The 17943-nt window shown below is 70.8% G+C and carries 14 protein-coding genes; 9 read left to right on the top strand and 5 right to left on the bottom strand.

Annotated features, from left to right (window positions below):
• The 3 genes from ACFV6X_RS30170 to glgB all read left to right on the top strand — a co-directional run.
• Window positions 1-855 (top strand): alpha-glucosidase C-terminal domain-containing protein (locus ACFV6X_RS30170; protein WP_385388807.1); only part of this gene is annotated, 855 nt, incomplete at its 5' end.
• A gap of 133 nt (window positions 856-988) precedes the next feature.
• Entirely contained in the window at window positions 989-2398 is a 1410-nt protein-coding gene (locus tag ACFV6X_RS30165) for a phosphotransferase (RefSeq protein ID WP_385388804.1), read from the top strand.
• Between the two features lie 21 nt (window positions 2399-2419).
• Entirely contained in the window at window positions 2420-5275 is a 2856-nt protein-coding gene (gene glgB, locus ACFV6X_RS30160; RefSeq protein WP_385388801.1) for a 1,4-alpha-glucan branching enzyme, read from the top strand.
• Between the two features lie 79 nt (window positions 5276-5354).
• On the opposite strand, the gene ACFV6X_RS30155 is transcribed toward glgB, so the two are convergent.
• From ACFV6X_RS30155 to ACFV6X_RS30140, 4 genes are all read right to left on the bottom strand, one after another.
• Entirely contained in the window at window positions 5355-7634 is a 2280-nt protein-coding gene (locus ACFV6X_RS30155) for a HelD family protein (protein ID WP_385388799.1), read from the bottom strand.
• Between the two features lie 157 nt (window positions 7635-7791).
• Window positions 7792-8124, bottom strand: a complete 333-nt coding sequence (locus ACFV6X_RS30150) for a thioredoxin family protein (RefSeq protein WP_385388796.1) — start codon at window positions 8122-8124, stop codon at window positions 7792-7794.
• A complete protein-coding gene (locus ACFV6X_RS30145) occupies window positions 8121-8546 on the bottom strand; it encodes a MerR family transcriptional regulator (RefSeq protein ID WP_385388793.1) in 426 nt (141 codons plus the stop codon). The genes ACFV6X_RS30150 and ACFV6X_RS30145 overlap by 4 nt, the downstream gene beginning before the upstream one ends.
• Before the next feature lie 146 nt (window positions 8547-8692).
• A complete protein-coding gene (locus ACFV6X_RS30140; RefSeq protein ID WP_385388790.1) occupies window positions 8693-10099 on the bottom strand; it encodes a cation:dicarboxylate symporter family transporter in 1407 nt (468 codons plus the stop codon).
• Window positions 10100-10273: 174 nt separating this feature from the next.
• Between ACFV6X_RS30140 and ACFV6X_RS30135 the strand changes: the two genes are divergently transcribed.
• The 6 genes from ACFV6X_RS30135 to ACFV6X_RS30110 all read left to right on the top strand — a co-directional run bounded on the left by ACFV6X_RS30135 (window position 10274) and on the right by ACFV6X_RS30110 (window position 16755).
• Complete coding sequence (locus tag ACFV6X_RS30135; RefSeq protein ID WP_385388788.1) at window positions 10274-11935, top strand: ATP-binding protein; 1662 nt, start codon at window positions 10274-10276, stop codon at window positions 11933-11935.
• Window positions 11932-12663, top strand: a complete 732-nt coding sequence (locus ACFV6X_RS30130; protein WP_385388785.1) for a response regulator — start codon at window positions 11932-11934, stop codon at window positions 12661-12663. The genes ACFV6X_RS30135 and ACFV6X_RS30130 overlap by 4 nt, the downstream gene beginning before the upstream one ends.
• Window positions 12664-12737: 74 nt before the next feature.
• On the top strand, window positions 12738-14114 hold the full coding sequence (locus ACFV6X_RS30125) for an extracellular solute-binding protein (RefSeq protein WP_385388782.1): 1377 nt from the start codon (window positions 12738-12740) through the stop codon (window positions 14112-14114).
• A 10-nt stretch (window positions 14115-14124) separates the two neighbouring features.
• Entirely contained in the window at window positions 14125-15078 is a 954-nt protein-coding gene (locus tag ACFV6X_RS30120; protein WP_385388779.1) for a carbohydrate ABC transporter permease, read from the top strand.
• Between the two features lie 6 nt (window positions 15079-15084).
• On the top strand, window positions 15085-15924 hold the full coding sequence (locus ACFV6X_RS30115; protein ID WP_385388777.1) for a carbohydrate ABC transporter permease: 840 nt from the start codon (window positions 15085-15087) through the stop codon (window positions 15922-15924).
• Window positions 15925-16038: 114 nt separating this feature from the next.
• Window positions 16039-16755, top strand: a complete 717-nt coding sequence (locus ACFV6X_RS30110; protein ID WP_385388774.1) for a helix-turn-helix domain-containing protein — start codon at window positions 16039-16041, stop codon at window positions 16753-16755.
• A gap of 7 nt (window positions 16756-16762) precedes the next feature.
• Here the strand turns inward: ACFV6X_RS30110 and ACFV6X_RS30105 are convergent, their stop codons facing one another.
• Window positions 16763-17788 carry an ATP-dependent 6-phosphofructokinase gene (locus ACFV6X_RS30105; protein ID WP_385388773.1) on the bottom strand — a complete coding sequence of 342 codons (1026 nt, stop codon included), beginning with the start codon at window positions 17786-17788 and terminating at the stop codon, window positions 16763-16765.
• Window positions 17789-17943: the final 155 nt, after the last annotated feature.

The following is a 17943-nucleotide window of genomic DNA, read 5'->3' as shown; positions in this document are numbered from 1 at the left end:
CACATGGCGTTCCACTTCCCGGTCATGCCGCGCATCTTCATGGCCGTACGGCGCGAATCGCGCTACCCGGTCTCGGAGATCCTCGCCAAGACCCCGTCGATCCCCTCCAGTTGCCAGTGGGGCATCTTCCTGCGCAACCACGACGAGCTCACGCTCGAAATGGTCACCGACGAAGAGCGCGACTACATGTACGCGGAGTACGCCAAGGACCCGCGGATGCGCGCCAACATCGGCATCCGCCGCCGACTCGCCCCCCTCCTCGACAACGACCGCAACCAGATCGAGCTGTTCACCGCCCTGCTGATGTCGCTGCCCGGCAGTCCGATCCTGTACTACGGCGACGAGATCGGCATGGGCGACAACATCTGGCTCGGCGACCGGGACGCGGTGCGCACTCCGATGCAGTGGACGCCGGACCGCAACGCCGGGTTCTCGTCGTGCGACCCGGGCCGCCTGTCCCTTCCGGCCATCATGGACCCCGTCTACGGCTACCAGGTCACCAACGTCGAGGCGTCCATGGCGTCGCCCTCGTCGCTGCTGCACTGGACCCGCCGGATGATCGAGATCCGCAAGCAGAACCCCGCCTTCGGGCTCGGCTCCTACACCGAACTCCAGTCCTCCAACCCGGCCGTACTGGCGTTTCTGCGGGAACACGGCGACGACCTCGTGCTGTGCGTGAACAACTTCTCCCGCTTCGCGCAGCCGACCGAACTCGACCTGCGCGCCTTCAGCGGACGCCATCCGGTGGAGCTGATCGGCGGGGTGCGTTTCCCCGCCATCGGTGAACTGCCGTACTTGCTCACCCTCGCGGGGCACGGCTTCTACTGGTTCCGGCTCCGCAAGGACGCCGCCTAGAAGGTCCCGGGCGGGGCGGTTTCTCCCGTCCCGCCCGGGGCACGCATCAGTAACACCCCGTCCGCCCGCGTGAGCCGACACCGGCTGACAGCGCCCCTGAGGGCGAACCGGAGAAGGGGAAAGGACGCACGCCATGTCGGAAGCCGTCACCCACCCCGCCACGGCCGGCCCCGGCCTTCTCGCGTCACTGGATCCGCTGCTGCGGGACTGGCTGCCACGGCAGCGCTGGTTCGCCGGCAAAGGACGTCCGGTCACCGGGTTCACACCGGTGGCGGCCACCGAACTGCTGCCGGCCGGCGGCAAGCTGGGCCTCTACCACCTGCTCGTCCAGGTCCACCAGCCGCACCCACCGGTCCAGGGCACCGGCGGCACCGGCACCGCCCCGGCCCCCGGCGACTGCTACCAGCTCCTGATAGGAGTGCGCGAGGCGCTGCCGCCCCGGCTGGCGCCCGCGCTGATCGGCCATGTCACCGAGGGCCCGCTGGCCGGACACACGGTCTACGAGGCCCTGTACGACCCGCGGCCCGCCGAAGTGCTCCTTGAGGCGCTCCGCACCCAGGCCCGCATCGGCGACCTGCGCTTCGAGCGCGACCCGCACCGGGAGATCCGGCCCGGTCTGGTCAGCCGCGCGGTCACGACCGAGCAGTCCAACTCCTCGGTGATATACGGAGATACGTTCATCCTGAAGTTGCTCCGCCGTATCGTGCCCGGCGTCAACCCCGACCTGGAGCTGCCGCTCGCGCTGGCCCGCGAGGGCTGCCCCCGGGTGCCCGCGCCGACCGCATGGCTGGGCGCCGAGCTGGCCGGGCAGTCCTACGTCCTCGGTGTCCTCCAGCCCTACGTCCAGGGCGCCGCCGACGGCTGGGAGCTGGCGCTGCGCGAGCTGGCCAAGGGGGAGGACTTCAGCGCCGAGGCGCGGGCCCTCGGCCGGGCCACCGCCGAGGTGCACACGGCGCTGGCCCGCGCCCTGCCGACCGTCACCCTCGGCCACACCCAGCTGCGCACGTTGGTCGACGGCATGCTCGGACGCCTCGACCTCGCCGCACAGGCGGTACCCGCGCTGGGGCCGTACGTCCCCGGGCTGCGCTCCGCGTTCGAGGCGCTGGCCGACCTCGCGGCCGAGGGCCGGACCTGGACCGCCCAGCGCGTCCACGGCGATCTGCATCTCGGGCAGTGCCTGCGCTCACCGGCCGGCCGGTGGTCGCTGATCGACTTCGAGGGCGAACCGGCCAAACCGCTCGCCGAACGCCGGATGCCGCAGCCCGCCGTGCGGGACATCGCCGGGATGCTGCGCTCCTTCGACTACGCCGCCCACTCCGTGCGGCCGTCGGTGCCGGGCTGGGCGGAACACTGCCGGGCCGCGTACTGCTCCGGCTACGCCGAGGCGGCCGGGCGCGACCCACGGACCGACCCGGTGCTGCTGCGTGCCCACGAGACCGACAAGGCCGTTTACGAGGTCGTCTACGAGGCCCGGCATCGCCCCGACTGGCTCCCCGTGCCGCTGTCGGCGATACGGCGCCTCGCCTCGACCCAACCGACCTGACCCTCCCAGGAGGCTCCGCCCGTGACCCCCCGTACCACCTCCTCCGCCAGCGGTTCCGACCCGAACATCACGGCCGGGGAGACCACGGCCCATCAGGAGAAGGCCGCCGTGCCGAAACAGGCGACCGCACCCGAGGGGACAGCCGCACCGGCCAAGGCGCCGGCGAAGAGCGCGGCGGCGAAGAAGGCGACCCCGAAGAAGGGCGCGTCCGAGAAGGCCGCCGCGAAGAAGGCGGTCGCGAAGAAGGCCGCGGCGAAGAAGGCGGCGGCGAAGCAGCCGCCCGTCAAGGCGACGCCGAAGACGCGGACGACCGCCGAGAAGGCCCCGGCCAAGAAGGCCACGGCTGAGAAGGCCGTGACCAAGAAGGCCACGGCGAAGAAGGCGACGGGCACGACCGCGACACGCGCGACGGCGCCCGCGAGGAAGTCCGCCGCCGCGAGGAAGGCCACGGCGTCGGAGAGGCTCACCGCGGCCGCCAAGAGCGCGTCGGCGAAGAGTACGTCGGCGAAGAAGGCAGCGCCCGCCAAGCGGTCGGCGCCGGTCGCGAGTACGGCGGCCGCCGCGAGCACGGCGGCGGCCAGGAAGGCCCCGCCCGCGAAGTCCACCACCGAGGACGTCCCGGCCACCCGGGCCACCCCGAAGAAGACGGCCGCGGCGAAGACCGCCCCCGCCCCCGCACCCACCCCGGTCTCCTCCGCCCTCGGCCCCGCCGACCGCGGTCGTCTGCTCACCGGCGCCCACCACGACCCGCACGCCGTCCTCGGCGCGCACCCGGCCGCGGACGGTGGCGTGATCTTCCGCGTCTTCCGCCCCCACGCCCTGTCCGTCACGGTGGTGGCCGGCGACCGGAGGGACGAGCTGCACGACGACGGCGACGGCTTCTTCTCCGCGCTGCTGCCGCTCGCCGAGGTCCCCGAGTACCGGCTCAGCGTGGCGTACCGGACCTCGGTCCAGGACACCGACGACCCCTACCGCTTCCTGCCCACCCTCGGCGATCTCGACCTGCATCTGATCGGCGAGGGCCGGCACGAGCAGCTGTGGCGGGCGCTGGGCGCCGAGCCGATGACGCACCAGGGCGTGACCGGCACCCGTTTCACGGTGTGGGCGCCGAACGCGCGCGGCGTGAGCCTGGCCGGCGGCTTCAACTACTGGGAGGGCACCGGCTTCCCGATGCGCTCGCTGGGCGGCACCGGCGTCTGGGAGCTGTTCGTGCCCGGCATCGGCGAGGGCGAGCTGTACAAGTTCGAGATCACCCGGCCCGACGGTTCGAAGACCCTGCGCGCGGACCCGATGGCCCGTCGCACCCAGGCCCCGCCGGACACCTCCTCCATCGTGACCGCTTCGCACCACGAGTGGGGCGACGCGCAGTGGCTGGAGCGGCGGGGCGAGGTCCCCGCGCACGAGGCGCTGTTCTCCGTCTACGAGGTGCACCTCGCGTCCTGGCGCCCCGGGCTGACGTACCGGCAGCTGGCCGATGAACTCCCCGCCTACGTCAAGGAGCTGGGCTTCACCCACGTCGAGCTGATGCCGGTCGCCGAGCACCCCTTCGGCGGCTCCTGGGGCTACCAGGTCACCGGCTTCTACGCGCCGACGGCCCGCCTCGGCACACCGGACGACTTCCGGTACCTCGTCGACGCCCTGCACCGGGCGGGCATCGGCGTCCTCATGGACTGGGTGCCGGCGCACTTCCCCCGGGACGACTGGGCGCTCGCGGAGTTCGACGGGCGTCCGCTGTACGAGCACGCCGATCCGCTGCGCGCCGCCCATCCCGACTGGGGAACGCTGGAGTTCGACTTCGGCCGCAAGGAGGTGCGGAACTTCCTGGTCGCCAACGCGGTGTACTGGTGCGAGGAGTTCCACATCGACGGGCTGCGGGTGGACGCCGTCGCCTCGATGCTCTACCTCGACTACTCGCGCGAGCCGGGCCAGTGGACGCCGAACGAACACGGTGGCCGGGAGAACCTGGACGCGGTGGCGTTCCTCCAGGAGATGAACGCGACGGTGTACCGCCGGGCGCCGGGCGTCGTCACGATCGCCGAGGAGTCCACGGCATGGGACGGCGTCACCCGGGCCACGCACCACAAGGGCCCGAGCGGGTTCGGCGGGCTGGGCTTCGGCCTGAAGTGGAACATGGGCTGGATGCACGACTCGCTCGAGTACATGAGCAAGGAGCCGGTCCACCGCAAGTACCACCACCACGAGATGACGTTCTCGATGGTGTACGCGTACAGCGAGAACTACGTCCTGCCGATCTCCCACGACGAGGTGGTGCACGGCAAGCGGTCGCTGGTGTCGAAGATGCCGGGCGACTGGTGGCAGCAGCGCGCCGACCACCGCGCCTATCTGGGCTTCATGTGGGCCCATCCGGGCAAGCAGCTGCTGTTCATGGGCCAGGAGTTCGCGCAGGGCGCGGAGTGGTCCGAGGCACACGGGCCGGACTGGTGGCTGCTCGACCCGCAGTACGGCGCCGAGGCCGACCACCGCGGGGTGCGCGACCTGGTCCGGGACCTCAACGCCGTCTACCGGGACACCCCGGCCCTGTGGCAACGCGACACCCACCCCGAGGGCTTCCGGTGGATCGTCGGCGACGCCGCCGAGGACAACGTCCTGGCTTTCCTGCGCCACGACGCGACGGGCACCCCGCTCCTGGCGATCAGCAACTTCTCCCCGGTGGTCCGCCACGACTACCGGGTGGGCGTCCCCGACGAGATCCCGGCCTGGCACGAATCCCTGAACACGGACGCCCACCGCTACGGCGGCAGCGACGTGACGAACCCCGACCCCCTGAAGCCGGAGGCCCTGCCCTGGCACGGCCACCCGGCGAGCATCCGCCTGACGCTGCCCCCGCTGGCGACGGTCTGGCTGCAACCGTCGTGACCGGCCACCCCACCGGCCCGACAGGGGTGGGTGGGGTGGACACAGGTTCCGCGGGTCCGGGGGCGGGGCCCCCGTGCGGTCAGGGCGACGCCGGGGGCTCCTCCTGGGTCAGGCCGCGCGGCAGGGGGCCCGTGTGCAGCACGCCCAGCCGCTGGGTCGCCCGGGTCAGGGCGACGTACAGATCGCTCGTCCCGTAGCGGCCCGGCTCGACCACCAGCACGGAGTCGAACTCCAGCCCCTTGGCCTGACGCGCGTCCAGGAGCACGACCGTGCGCGTCAGGTCCGGCTCGGCGTCCGCCGTCACGCCCTCCAGCTGGGCGGCGAGGCGCCGGTGCAGGTCGCGCGGCGCGATGACCGCCAGCCGGCCCTCGGCCGGGGTGAGTTCCGCGACCGCCTTGGCGACCGCGCCGGGCAGGTCGTCGGTGGCACGGATCCACGGACGTACCCCCGTGGACCGTACGGAACTCGGCGGCTCGAAGCCCGGGTCCTGGACCCGTACGACCGCGGCGGCGAGATCCATGATCTCGGCGGGCGTGCGGTAGTTGACGCCGAGGCGCGTGTGCTCCCAGCGGTCCTCGACATAGGGCTGGAGGATCTTCGACCAGGACCCGACCCCCGCCGCCTCCGCCGTCTGCGCGGGATCGCCGACCAGCGTCATCGACCGCGTCGGACTGCGCCGCATCAGCAACCGCCACGCCATCGGCGACAGCTCCTGCGCCTCGTCGACGATGATGTGTCCGAACGCCCAGGTCCGGTCGGCCGCTGCCCGCTCGGCGGCACTGCGGTGGTCGTCCTCCTCGTGCCGCTCGGCGAACCGCTCGGCGTCGATGATGTCGTGCGCCGACAGCACCTCCGAGCTGTCGGGGTCACTGTCCTCCTTGTCCTCGAACTCATAGGTACGCGACGCGTACGACACGTCCAGCACGCCCTGCGCGTACGACACCTGCCGCTCCCGCTCGCGTTCCGCCCGCGCCCGCGCCACCCGGTCGTCCTCGCCGAGCAGCTCGGCCGCCTCGTCGAGCAGCGGTACGTCCGCCACGCTCCACGCCCGCGTCACCGGCCGGCGGATCGCGGCGGCCTCGGCGTCCCCGACGTACCCCTCGGGTGCGGCGAGGAAGTCGGCGACCAGCCGCTGCGGGGTGAGGACCGGCCACAACTGGTCGATGGCGGACCAGACTTCCGGGTTCTCGGCGATGTCGTCGCGGATCTGGGTGATGTCGCTGGGGTCGAGGAGGTTGGTGCCGTCGTACGGGTCTGTCCCGACCCGCTCGGCGTACAGCTCGGTGAGCGTGTTGAGGATGTGCCCCTCGAAGTGCTCGCGCGCCGCGTTGTGCGGCAGCTTGGCGGCACGGGTCCGCTCCCGGGCGACGCCCACGAGACCGTCGTCGAGCATCAGGATCTCGCGGTCGTGCGCGATGGCGATCACCGGGTCGGGCAGTGCCTGCCGGTCCCGTACGACGTCGGCGAGCACGTCGGCCATCCCGGCGCCGCCCTTGACCGCGACCGCCTCCGGGGTGTCGGCCGCCGTGGCCTTCACGCCGGGGAAGAGTTCACCGACCGTCGCCAGCAGCACGCCCGTCTCGCCCAGTGAGGGCAGCACCTCGCCGATGTAGCCGAGGAAGGCGGGGTTGGGGCCGACGATCAGCACGGCCCGCTTGGCGAGCAGTTCCCGGTGCTCGTACAGCAGGTACGCTGCCCGGTGCAGCGCGACCGCCGTCTTGCCGGTGCCGGGGCCGCCCTCCACCACCAGCACGCCCCGGTGCGGGGCGCGGATGATCTCGTCCTGCTCGGCCTGGATGGTCTGCACGATGTCGGCCATCCGGCCGGTGCGCGCGGAGTTCAGCGCGGCGAGCAGGACGGCGTCGCCGCTGGGGTCCTCGTACCCGGTCCGGGTGTCGTCGCCGACGTCGAGGAACTCGTCGTGCAGCGCGGTGACCCGGCGGCCGTCGGTGGAGATGTGCCGACGGCGGCTGAGGCCCATCGTGGTGTGGCCGGTGGCCAGGTAGAAGGGGCGGGCGACCGCGGCCCGCCAGTCGATCAGGATCGGCGTGCGCTCGATGTCGCCGGCCCGCAGGCCGATCCGGCCGATGTGGTGGCTGGCGCCGGAGGTCAGGTCGATCCGGCCGAAGCAGAGCGAGCCGTCCACCGCGTTCAGCGCGGCGAGCAGCCCGGACCGCTCGGCCACGAGGATGTCCCGCTCCAGCCGGGCCTGCATCGGCTTGTCGCCCTGCGAGAGGGCGTCCGTGACGGAGGCCTCCGCGTCGCCGCGCAGCACGTCGACGCGCCGGTACAGCCCGTCGATGAATTCCTGCTCGCGGCGCATTTCATCGTCCGGAAAGTCGACGTTTGACGAATCCATGTTTGACAATTCCGCTCCCGCCCGGATATACTCAGCTCAGTGAACTTCTTCGCGACCTCTTTTTCTCAAGTCGCGAACTCTTGAATATACGCAAAGAAATCCCCCGGACGCAATTGTCCGGGGGATTTCTTTACGTCAGCTCAAGGCCCTGTTCGGTTCACAGCGCGTCCGCGATCTCCTCCAGGAGCCGCCGCTTGGGCCGGGCCCCCACCATTGACCTCACGGGCTCGCCCGCGCGGAAGACCATGAAGGTCGGCATGGACAGCACCCTGTAGGCGTTGGTGGTCTCCGGATTGTGGTCCACGTCCAGCTGCACCACCTTCAGCCGCTCCCCCTCCTCCGCCGCCAGCGCGCTCAGCACCGGCGCCATCTGCCAGCACGGCGGGCACCAGTCGGCGGTGAACTCCACCAGCACCGGCAGCTCGGACCCGATCACCTCCGCCGCGAAGTCCTCGTCCGTCACTTCGGCCACTCCCGCCGCCCTGCTCATGGCTGCCCTCCCAGCTCGCACCCCGGTTCCGGACCACCCGGAACCATCGCCTCGGCGGCCAGCTCGTCCCGCGCCCGCTCGGCCCGGGCCAACTGGGCGCCCACCTGGGCCCGCACGGCCCGCAACTCGCCGATCAGCCCGTCGAGCTCGTCGAGCTTGCGCCGGTAGACCGCGAGCGAGGCGGGGCAGAAGTCGCCCTGAGGGTGACCGGCCCGCAGACACTCCACGAAGGGCCGCGTCTCCTCCAGGCCGAACCCGAAGTCCTGCAGCGTCCTGATCTGCCGCAACAGCTTCAGGTCCCGCTCGTCGTAGTCCCGGTGGCCGTTCGCGTCCCGCCGCGCGGGCAGCAGGCCCCGTGCCTCGTAGTACCTGAGCGTGCGCGTGGTGGTCCCGGCCCGTTCGGCCAGCTCGCCGATTCGCATGCCTACGAACGTAAGCCTTGACGTCGGCGTCAAGGCAACACCGAGGTCAAGGCCGGCAAGGCAGAGCCCGGGCGGCTGAGCGACGGGGGGAGCATCTCAGCCGCCCGGGCGTCGGGGGTGGTCTCTGCCCGGGGAGGAGCGAGGGGTCAGGCCTTGGCCAGTTCCTTCTCGCCCTCCGTGCCGCCGCCGCGCTGCTCCGGCACCTCGGTGTCGTCGGCGGCGCCGCCGCCGTGGCCGTCGTCCAGCAGCGTCTTCTCGTCGAACGGCAGCCGGCCCGCGAGCACCTCGTCCACCCGCTCCCTGTCGATCTCCTTGGTCCAGGTACCGATCAGCACGGTGGCCACGGCGTTGCCCGCGAAGTTGGTCAGGGCACGGGCCTCGCTCATGAAGCGGTCGATGCCGACGATCAGGCCGACGCCGTCCACCAGGGCGGGCTTGTGGGACTGGAGACCGCCCGCGAGCGTGGCCAGGCCCGCCCCCGTCACACCGGCGGCGCCCTTCGAGGCGACCAGCAGGAACAGCAGCAGCGGGATCTGCTCGCCGATGCCCATCGGCGTGCCCATGGCGTCGGCGATGAACAGGGACGCCATGGTCATGTAGATCATGGTGCCGTCGAGGTTGAAGGAGTAGCCGGTCGGGACGGTGATGCCGACGACGGGCTTGCTGACGCCCAGGTGTTCCATCTTCGCGATGAGCCGCGGCAGCGCGGACTCGGAGGAGGAGGTGGACAGGATCAGCAGGAACTCACGGCCCAGGTACTTGAAGAACGTGAGGATGTTCAGGCCGGAGACGAGCCGCAGCATCGCGCCGAGCACGATGAAGACGAACAGGACGCAGGTGACGTAGAAGCCGAGCATCAGCACGGCGAGGCTCTTGAGCGCGTCGATGCCGGCGGAGCCGGTGACGGCCGCGATGGCGCCGAAGGCACCGATCGGGGCGGCCCACATGATCATCGCGAGGATGCGGAAGACGAGCCGCTGGATGTGCTCGATGCCGCGCAGGATCGGCTGTCCGGCGGAGCCCATGGCCTGCAGCGCGAAGCCGGCGAGCAGCGCGATGAGCAGGGCCTGGAGCACCTCGCCCTCGGTGAAGGCGGAGACGATGGTGGTCGGGATGATGCCGAGCAGGAACTCGCTGGTGTCCTTGGCCTCCGCGTCCACCTGTGCGTGCCCGGTCTCGCGGACGGCGTCGGTGACGGCGAGGCCGGTGCCCGGGTCGAGGATGTTGCCGACGACCAGGCCGATGGCGAGCGCCACCAGGGACATCACCAGGAAGTAGACGAGGGCGATACCGCCGACCGCGCCCACCTTGGCGGCCTTCCGCACGGAACCGATGCCCAGCACGATCGTGCAGAAGATGATCGGCGAGATCATCATCTTGATCAGGTTCACGAAGCCCGTGCCTATGGGCTTCAGCTCGACGGCGAAGTCCGGGGCGGCCAGGCCCACGGCGATGCCGAGCGCGACCGCGACGATCACCGCGATGTAGAGATAGTGGGTGCGGTCCCGCTTGGCGCGGGGTGTGGCAGGTGCCGTGTCGGCTGCGCTGGTCACGACTGCCCTCCTTGACGACGTCATCGGCATCACCGGCGTGCGGCTCACGTCCGGGGGAACTGTCCGGGGCGTTGCCCGCGGACGAAGGAATGCCGTGACTATCTCCCGTGCTGTGAGGGCGGTCACCCTTCCGTTCATTTAGTTCACGCTTAACCGGGGAGGCACACTGACGGCATGCGCATCCCGGTCCCGAGAGCCCGTAGCCTGGCCGGCCAGCTGTTCGCCATGCAGGCCGTGCTGATCGCGGTGCTCGTCGCCGGTTACGCGCTGTTCACCTACGTGAGCGACCGCAACCAGGCCGAGGACGCGGCGGGCCGCCAGGCGATGGCGGTCGCCCGCTCGATCGCCGACTCCCCGTCGGTGCGGGAGGCCATCCGTACCTCCGACCCGACGGCACCGCTCCAGCCGTACGCCCTGCGCGTGATGCGCGACACGGACGTCGACTTCGTCACGATCATGGATCCGGGGGGCATCCGCTGGACCCACCCCGACCCGGCGCAGATCGGCGGCCGCTTCCTCGGCCACATCGAGCCCGCCCTGCGGGGCGAGTCCTTCACCGAGACCTACACGGGAACCCTCGGCCCGTCCGTCCGCGCGGTCACCCCCGTCCACGACGGCCCGCGCATCGTGGGTCTGGTCAGCGCCGGCATCCGGGTCGAGGCGATCAGCGAGCGGGTACGGGGCCAGCTCACCGCCCTGATCGGCGCCGCGGGCGGCGCCCTCGTGCTGGGCGGCGTCGGCACCTACGTCGTCAACGCCCGCCTCCGCCGCCACACCCACGGCATGAACGCCACCGAGCTGAGCCGGATGCACGACTATCACCAGGCCGCCCTGCACGCGGTGCGCGAGGGGCTGCTGATGCTCGACGGCCAGTACCGGGTGGCGCTGATCAACGACGGCGGGCAGGAACTGCTCGGCGTGCCCGGTGACGTGGTGGGCCGCTCGGTGGCCGACCTGGGCCTGCCGGCCCCGCTGACGGGCGCGCTGCTGTCCTCGGAGCCACGGGTGGACGAGGTCCAACTGACGGCGGACCGGGTGCTGGTGCTGAACACGTCACCGGTGTCGGGCGGCGAGCGGCGCGGAACGGTCGTGACGCTGCGGGACGTGACGGAACTCCAGTCGCTGATGGGCGAACTGGACTCGGAGCGGGGTTTCACGCAGGCCCTCCGGTCCCAGGCGCACGAGGCGGCGAACCGCCTGCACACGGTGGTGTCCCTGATCGAACTGGGCCGGGCGGAGGAGGCCGTCGACTTCGCGACGGCGGAACTGGAGCTGGCCCAGGCCCTGACCGACCAGGTCGTCGCGGCGGTGAGCGAGCCGGTGCTGGCGGCGCTGCTGCTCGGCAAGACGGCCCAGGCGAACGAGCGGGGTGTCGAGCTGGTGGTGTCGGAGGACAGCGGCCTGGACGACGGGCTGCTGCCGCCGTCGCTGTCCGCCCGGGACCTGGTGACCATCCTGGGCAACCTGATCGACAACGCGGTGGACGCGGCGCAGGGCAGCGCCCGGGCGCGGGTGACGGTGACGGCGTACACGGCGGACGGCGAACTGGTCCTGCGGGTGGCGGACACCGGCGAGGGCGTGGATCCCGAGCACGCCGAACGGGTCTTCCAGCGGGGCTTCACGACCAAGCCGTCCGGCCCCGGTGGACGCGGGCTGGGCCTGGCCCTGGTCCGGCAGGCGGTGCACCGGCACGGCGGGACGCTGGCGGTGGCCGGGGCCGGTGACGGAGGAGCGGAGTTCGAGGTGCGGTTGCCGCTGTCCGAGGAAGCCCTGGCGAGCGGTGCGCCCGGTGCCGCCGCGGACACGGCCGGTACGGGCGCTGGAGGCCACGCATGACCCACGAGGAACCGATCCGTGTGCTGGTCGTCGAGGACGACCCCGTGGCGGCGGACGCTCATGTGATGTACGTGGGGCGCGTCCCCGGGTTCGTCGCCGTCGGGAAGGCGCACACGGGCGCGGAGGCGCGGCGGGCGCTGGAGCGGACGCCGGTCGATCTGCTCCTGCTCGACCTGCACCTGCCGGACGTGCACGGCCTGCAACTGGCGCGCTCGCTGCGGGCGGCGGGCCATCACGCGGACGTGATAGCGGTGACCTCCGCCCGGGACCTGGCGGTGGTGCGGGAGGGGGTGTCGCTGGGAGTCGTCCAGTACGTCCTCAAGCCGTTCACGTTCGCCACGCTGAGGGACCGTCTCGTGCGCTACGCCGAGTTCCGGGGCGCGGCGGGCGAGGCCAGCGGCCAGGACGAGGTGGACCGCGCCCTGGCCACCCTGCGGGCACCGACACCGGCGGCGCTGCCGAAGGGGCTGAGCGGACCGACGCTGGAACGCGTGACGTTCGCACTGCGCGAGGTCGAGGAGGGCCTGACGGCGGCGGGGGTGGCCGAGGCGATCGGCATCTCCCGCATCACGGCACGCCGTTACCTGGAACATCTGGTGGACGCGGGGAGAGCGGGCCGGAGTCCGCTGTACGGACAGGTGGGGCGGCCGGAACTGGTGTATCGGTGGGTGCGGGGGCAGCGGGGCCAGAGAGCAGAATGTCATGTCAATCCTCCGCAGACTCATTGACCTGACTAGACCACTCCTCATACGTTCACCGGGCCACAACCCCCAGGCCACAACGACGTAGGCCCCAGGAGGTCATGCTCGTGCGCCCCAACGCCTCCCTCCCCGCTCTCCTCGCACTGACCCTCGCCGCCGCAGGCACCCTCACGGCCTGCGGCGGCGGAGCCGGTAGTGATCCGGACACCGTGAAGGTCTCCTTCAAACAGTCGACGGACAACTCCGTGAAGGTGATGGACACCTATCTCGCGGACATCAAGAAGCAGTTCGAGAAGGCCAACCCGGGCAAGAAGGTCGAGCTCGTCCCGATCAAGGCCCCGGACTCGGAGTACTACACCAAGCTCCAGCAGATGCTCCGCTCCCCCAAGACCGCTCCCGACCTGGTCTACGAGGACACCTTCCTGATCAACTCCGACATCACCAGCGGCTACCTCAAGCCGCTCGACCCGTACCTCGCCAAGTGGCAGGACTGGAACCAGTTCATCGACACGGCGAAGGCCGCGGCCAAGGGCGAGGACGGGAAGACGTACGGCGTCCCGGACGGCACGGACACCCGGGGTCTCTGGTTCGACAAGGGCATCTTCGCGAAGGCCGGTCTGCCCGCCGACTGGCAGCCGAAGACCTGGGACGACGTCCTGGAGGCCGCCCGCACGATCAAGCGGAAGGTCCCCGGCGTCACCCCGCTCAACGTCTACACCGGCAAGCCCGTCGGCGAGGCCGCCACCATGCAGGGCTTCCAGATGCTGCTCTACGGCACGAACGACGGCGCCTCCGACCCCCTGTACGACGAGCAGTCCAAGAAGTGGATCGCCGGCGGCAAGGGCTTCAAGGACGCCCTCACCTTCGTCGAGACGGTCTACAAGGAGAAGCTCGGTCCGGACGTCTCCGACGCCCTCGACCCCAACATCGGCACCCGCGTCCGCGGCGAGCTCCTCCCCGAGGGCAAGCTCGGCATCAACCTCGACGGCTCCTGGCTCCCCCAGGACTGGCTGGAGGGCAGCGGCCACGAGTGGCCCGAGTGGTCGGACAAGCTGGGCCTCGCCGCGATGCCCACCCAGAACGGCCAGGCCCCCGGCAAGGTGAGCATGTCCGGCGGCTGGACCTGGGCGATCCCCGCCAAGGCGGGCAACCCTGACCTCGCCTTCGAGTTCATCAAGACGATGCAGACGAAGGCGAACGCCCAGAAGTGGTACATCGCCAACTCCGGCATCGCGGTCCGCGAGGACGTCGCCGCCGACCCGGCGTACGTCGACGCCCAGCCCGGCATCAAGTTCTTCACCGACCTGGTCGCCACCACCCACTACCGGCCCGCCTTCCCGGCGTACCCGAAGGTCTCCACCGCGATCCAGGAGGCGATGGAGGGCGTGACGACGGGAGACATGTCGGTCGAGGAGGCGGCGAAGGCGTACGACGAGGAACTGAAATCGGCGACGGACAACCAGGTGATCGAGAAGTGAGCCGCAGTTCATGACGACAGCCCCCGCCACGGGCTCCGGCACCGGTCCCGGCCTCGCCAAGAGGCCGGACCCGGTCGGCCCGGACCCCGCGCCGAAGCAGCGCAACCGCTCCCGCGTCCTCCTGCGGGCCCTGCCCCTGTCCCCCGCAGTGGTCCTGCTGGTGCTCTTCCTGGCCGGCCCGATCGCGTACTGCGCCTGGATCGCGTTCACCGACCTCCAGCTGACCGGCCAGGCGCAGGAGTCGTTCGTCGGCTTCGAGAACTTCCGTACGGCGTTCGGGGACAAGGCGTTCCTGAACGCGGTGTGGCTGACCCTGGTCTTCACGGTCGTCTCGGCGCTGATCGGCCAGAACACCCTCGGCCTGGGGCTGGCGGCGCTGATGCAGCGGGCGTCGAAGCCCCTGCGCACCCTCACCGGCGGCATCGTCATCACGGCGTGGGTCCTGCCGGAGGTCGTCGCCGGCTTCCTCCTCTACGCCTTCTTCCGCCGCGAGGGCACCCTGAACGCCATCCTGGACTGGCTCCATCTCCCCTCTCAGAACTGGCTGTTCACCCTTCCGATCCTGGCGGTGTCGTTCGCGAACGTGTGGCGGGGCACGGCGTTCTCGATGCTGGTCTACTCGGCGGCACTGGGCGAGATCCCCAAGGAGATCACGGAGGCCGCGGAGGTCGACGGCGCGGGCGGCTGGCGCCGCCTGTGGCACATCACCCTCCCGATGATCCGCCGCTCGATCGGCACGAACCTCATGCTGATCACCCTTCAGACGCTCTCCGTCTTCGGCCTGATCTGGGTGATGACGAGGGGCGGTCCGGGCGGCAAGAGCCAGACGCTCCCGCTCTTCATGTACGAGGAGGCGTTCCAGAAGAGCATGATCGGCTACGGTACGGCGGTCGCCCTCCTGCTCCTCGTCGTGGGCTCCCTGTTCTCGGTGATCTATCTGCGCCTGCTGCGGACGGAGGTCTGAAGCGCCATGTCCCGAACCCCCTCCTCCCGCACGACCACCCACCGCCTGGCCGCGGACGCCGGCCTCCTGGTGGTGGCCGCCGCCTTCTCCCTCCCGCTGCTGTGGGTGATCCTGGCCTCACTGGATCCCGGCGCCGACCTTCAGGTGCAGCTCCCGGACGGCGTGACGCTGGACAACTTCGACGCCGTCCTGAGGCCGGAGATCACCTTCACGCCGCTCCTCAACAGCCTGCTCCTGTGCGGCGGCGGCACCCTGCTGACCGTGGCGTGCGCCGCCCTCGCCGCCTACCCGCTGTCCCGCTTCCGCTCCCGCCTCAACCGCCCGTTCCTGCTGACGATCCTCTTCGCGACGAGCCTGCCCATCACGGCGATCATGGTTCCGGTGTACGCCCTGTTCGTGCAGGTGAACCTGATCGACACGATGGAGGGAACGATCTTCTTCTTCGCCGCCTCGCAACTCCCGTTCGCCATCTGGCTGATGAAGAACTTCATGGACGGCGTGCCGAAGGAACTGGAGGAAGCGGCCTGGACCGACGGGGCCTCGTCACTTCAGTCACTGCTGCGGATCGTGCTGCCGCTGATGGGGCCCGGCGTGGCGGTGGTGACGGTGTTCTCGTTCGTGATGATGTGGGGGAACTTCTTCGTCCCCTTCATGCTGCTGCTCACACCGGACCAGATGCCGGCGGCGGTGAGCATCAACGAGTTCTTCGGTAACCGCGGGACCGTGGTGTACGGCCAGCTGGCCGCCTTCTCGATCATCTACTCGACGCCGGTGATCCTGCTGTACGTGCTGGTGGCACGGCGGATGGGCGGGGGGTTCGCGTTGAGCGGGGCGGTCAAGGGGTGACAGGCCCGGCGGTGTCCGGTCGGCGGGTCACGGGGGAACCGTATGTTCCTACAATACGTGTTCCTGGCCGAACAGAGGGTAGTCAGGACACCGCCGCACCCCTAGCTTGTGCCCGTGCGCCAACCCCCGGTCAAACCGAACCAGCCCACCCCGCCGTTCAACGCCCCCGCCGCCCGCCGCCTCCGTGCCGCCCTCGGTATGGGGCCCGAGCACGTGGCCTACAGCATGCGCTCCTCGTACGGACTGCCGTACGTCACCCCGGACCTCGTCATCGCCTGGGAACGCGGGGTCACCCACCCCAGCAGCCCGGAACTTACCGCCCTCGCGGGCGTGTTGTGGTGCTCGCCGGGTGAACTGATCGGCCGTCCCCGCACCCTGCGCGAGCACCGCATCTCGCGCGGTCTCGCGCCGGAGGACGTCGCCCGCGGAGTCGGCCTCGAACTCGCCGCGTATCAGCGGATGGAGGAGAGCGACACCTGGCGCGGCAACGAGCGGCAGTCCGCCGCCCTCGCCGACGTCCTCGATCTCGACCTGCCCGACTTCGTCGCCGTCACCGGCCGCGAGGCCAAACTCGCCGACCTGCTGCACAGCGCGGTGACCACCCGCTGGCAGGCCTACGTCCGCCCGGTGGGCAGGACGGTGCCCCTGGACCGCGGCGTCCTGGAGGCCGTACTCCAGGAGCTGCACCGCGAGTACCAGGGGCAGATGGTCGCCACCCTCAGCTGGGGCGGCGGCGGCCAGGAGAGCGGCGACAACGGGCGGGAGTTCCTCGACCGCATCATCGACCACTTCTGGACGGCCGTCGACCGGAGCAGACCACCGGGGTACTGAACCGGCCCTAGAACACCGACTCCGCCTCGTCCATCCGGCCCTTCGGCACCGTCTTCAGCTCGGTGACCGCCTCCGCCAGCGGCACCATCACGACGTCCGTCCCCCGCAACGCGGTCATGCGGCCGAACTGCCCGCGATGCGCCGCCTCCACCGCATGCCAGCCGAAGCGCGTGGCGAGCACCCGGTCGTACGCCGTCGGGGAGCCGCCACGCTGGACGTGGCCGAGGATGACCGGCTTGGCCTCCTTGCCGAGGCGGCGCTCCAGTTCGTAGGCCAGTGCCGTGCCGATGCCCTGGAAGCGCTCGTGGCCGTACTGGTCGATCTCGCCCCTGCCGTAGTCCATGCTGCCCTCGACCGGGTGGGCGCCCTCGGCGACGCAGATGACGGCGAACTTCTTGCCGCGCGCGAACCGCTCCTCGACCATCTTCACCAGGTCGACCGGGTCGAAGGGGCGCTCGGGCAGGCAGATGCCGTGCGCGCCGGCGGCCATGCCGGACTCCAGCGCGATCCAGCCGGCGTGGCGGCCCATGACCTCGACGACCATCACCCGCTGGTGGGACTCGGCCGTGGTCTTCAGGCGGTCCATCGCCTCCGTGGCGACCCCGACCGCGGTGTCGAAGCCGAACGTCCGGTCCGTCGACGAGATGTCGTTGTCGATGGTCTTCGGCACGCCGACCACCGGCAGGCCCGCGTCGGACAGCATCCGGGCCGCCGTCAGGGTGCCCTCGCCGCCGATCGGGATCAGCGCGTCGATGCCGAACTCGTGGATCATGTCGGACGCGTTCTCACAGGCCTCGCGGAGCCGGTCGCGCTCCAGCCGCGAGGAGCCGAGGATCGTGCCGCCACGGGCGAGGATGCCGCTGACCGAGTCGAGGTCGAGGCCGCGGTAGCGACCGTCCAGCAGGCCCGCGTAGCCGTCCTCGAAGCCGATCACCTCGTCGCCGTACTGCGCGACCGCTCGGTGCACGACCGAGCGGATCACGGCGTTCAGGCCGGGGCAGTCGCCGCCTGCGGTGAGCACTCCGATGCGCATCGTGCTGTGTCTCCTGCTCGCTGTTGATACCGGTGAGCCACTGTCGATTGTTTCACGTCCCTCAGGCGCTCAGCACGACGACACCTTGACGGGCGCCTTATCTATGTCGAGGGGTATTGTCAAGAGGGTTCCGCTCGCCCCGGCGGGCGATTTTT

This window comes from Streptomyces sp. NPDC059861 (assembly GCF_042731435.1).
Taxonomy (GTDB): domain Bacteria; phylum Actinomycetota; class Actinomycetes; order Streptomycetales; family Streptomycetaceae; genus Streptomyces.
Note: the sequence above shows the minus strand (reverse complement) of the source record. Positions and strands in the feature narration are given on the sequence as shown.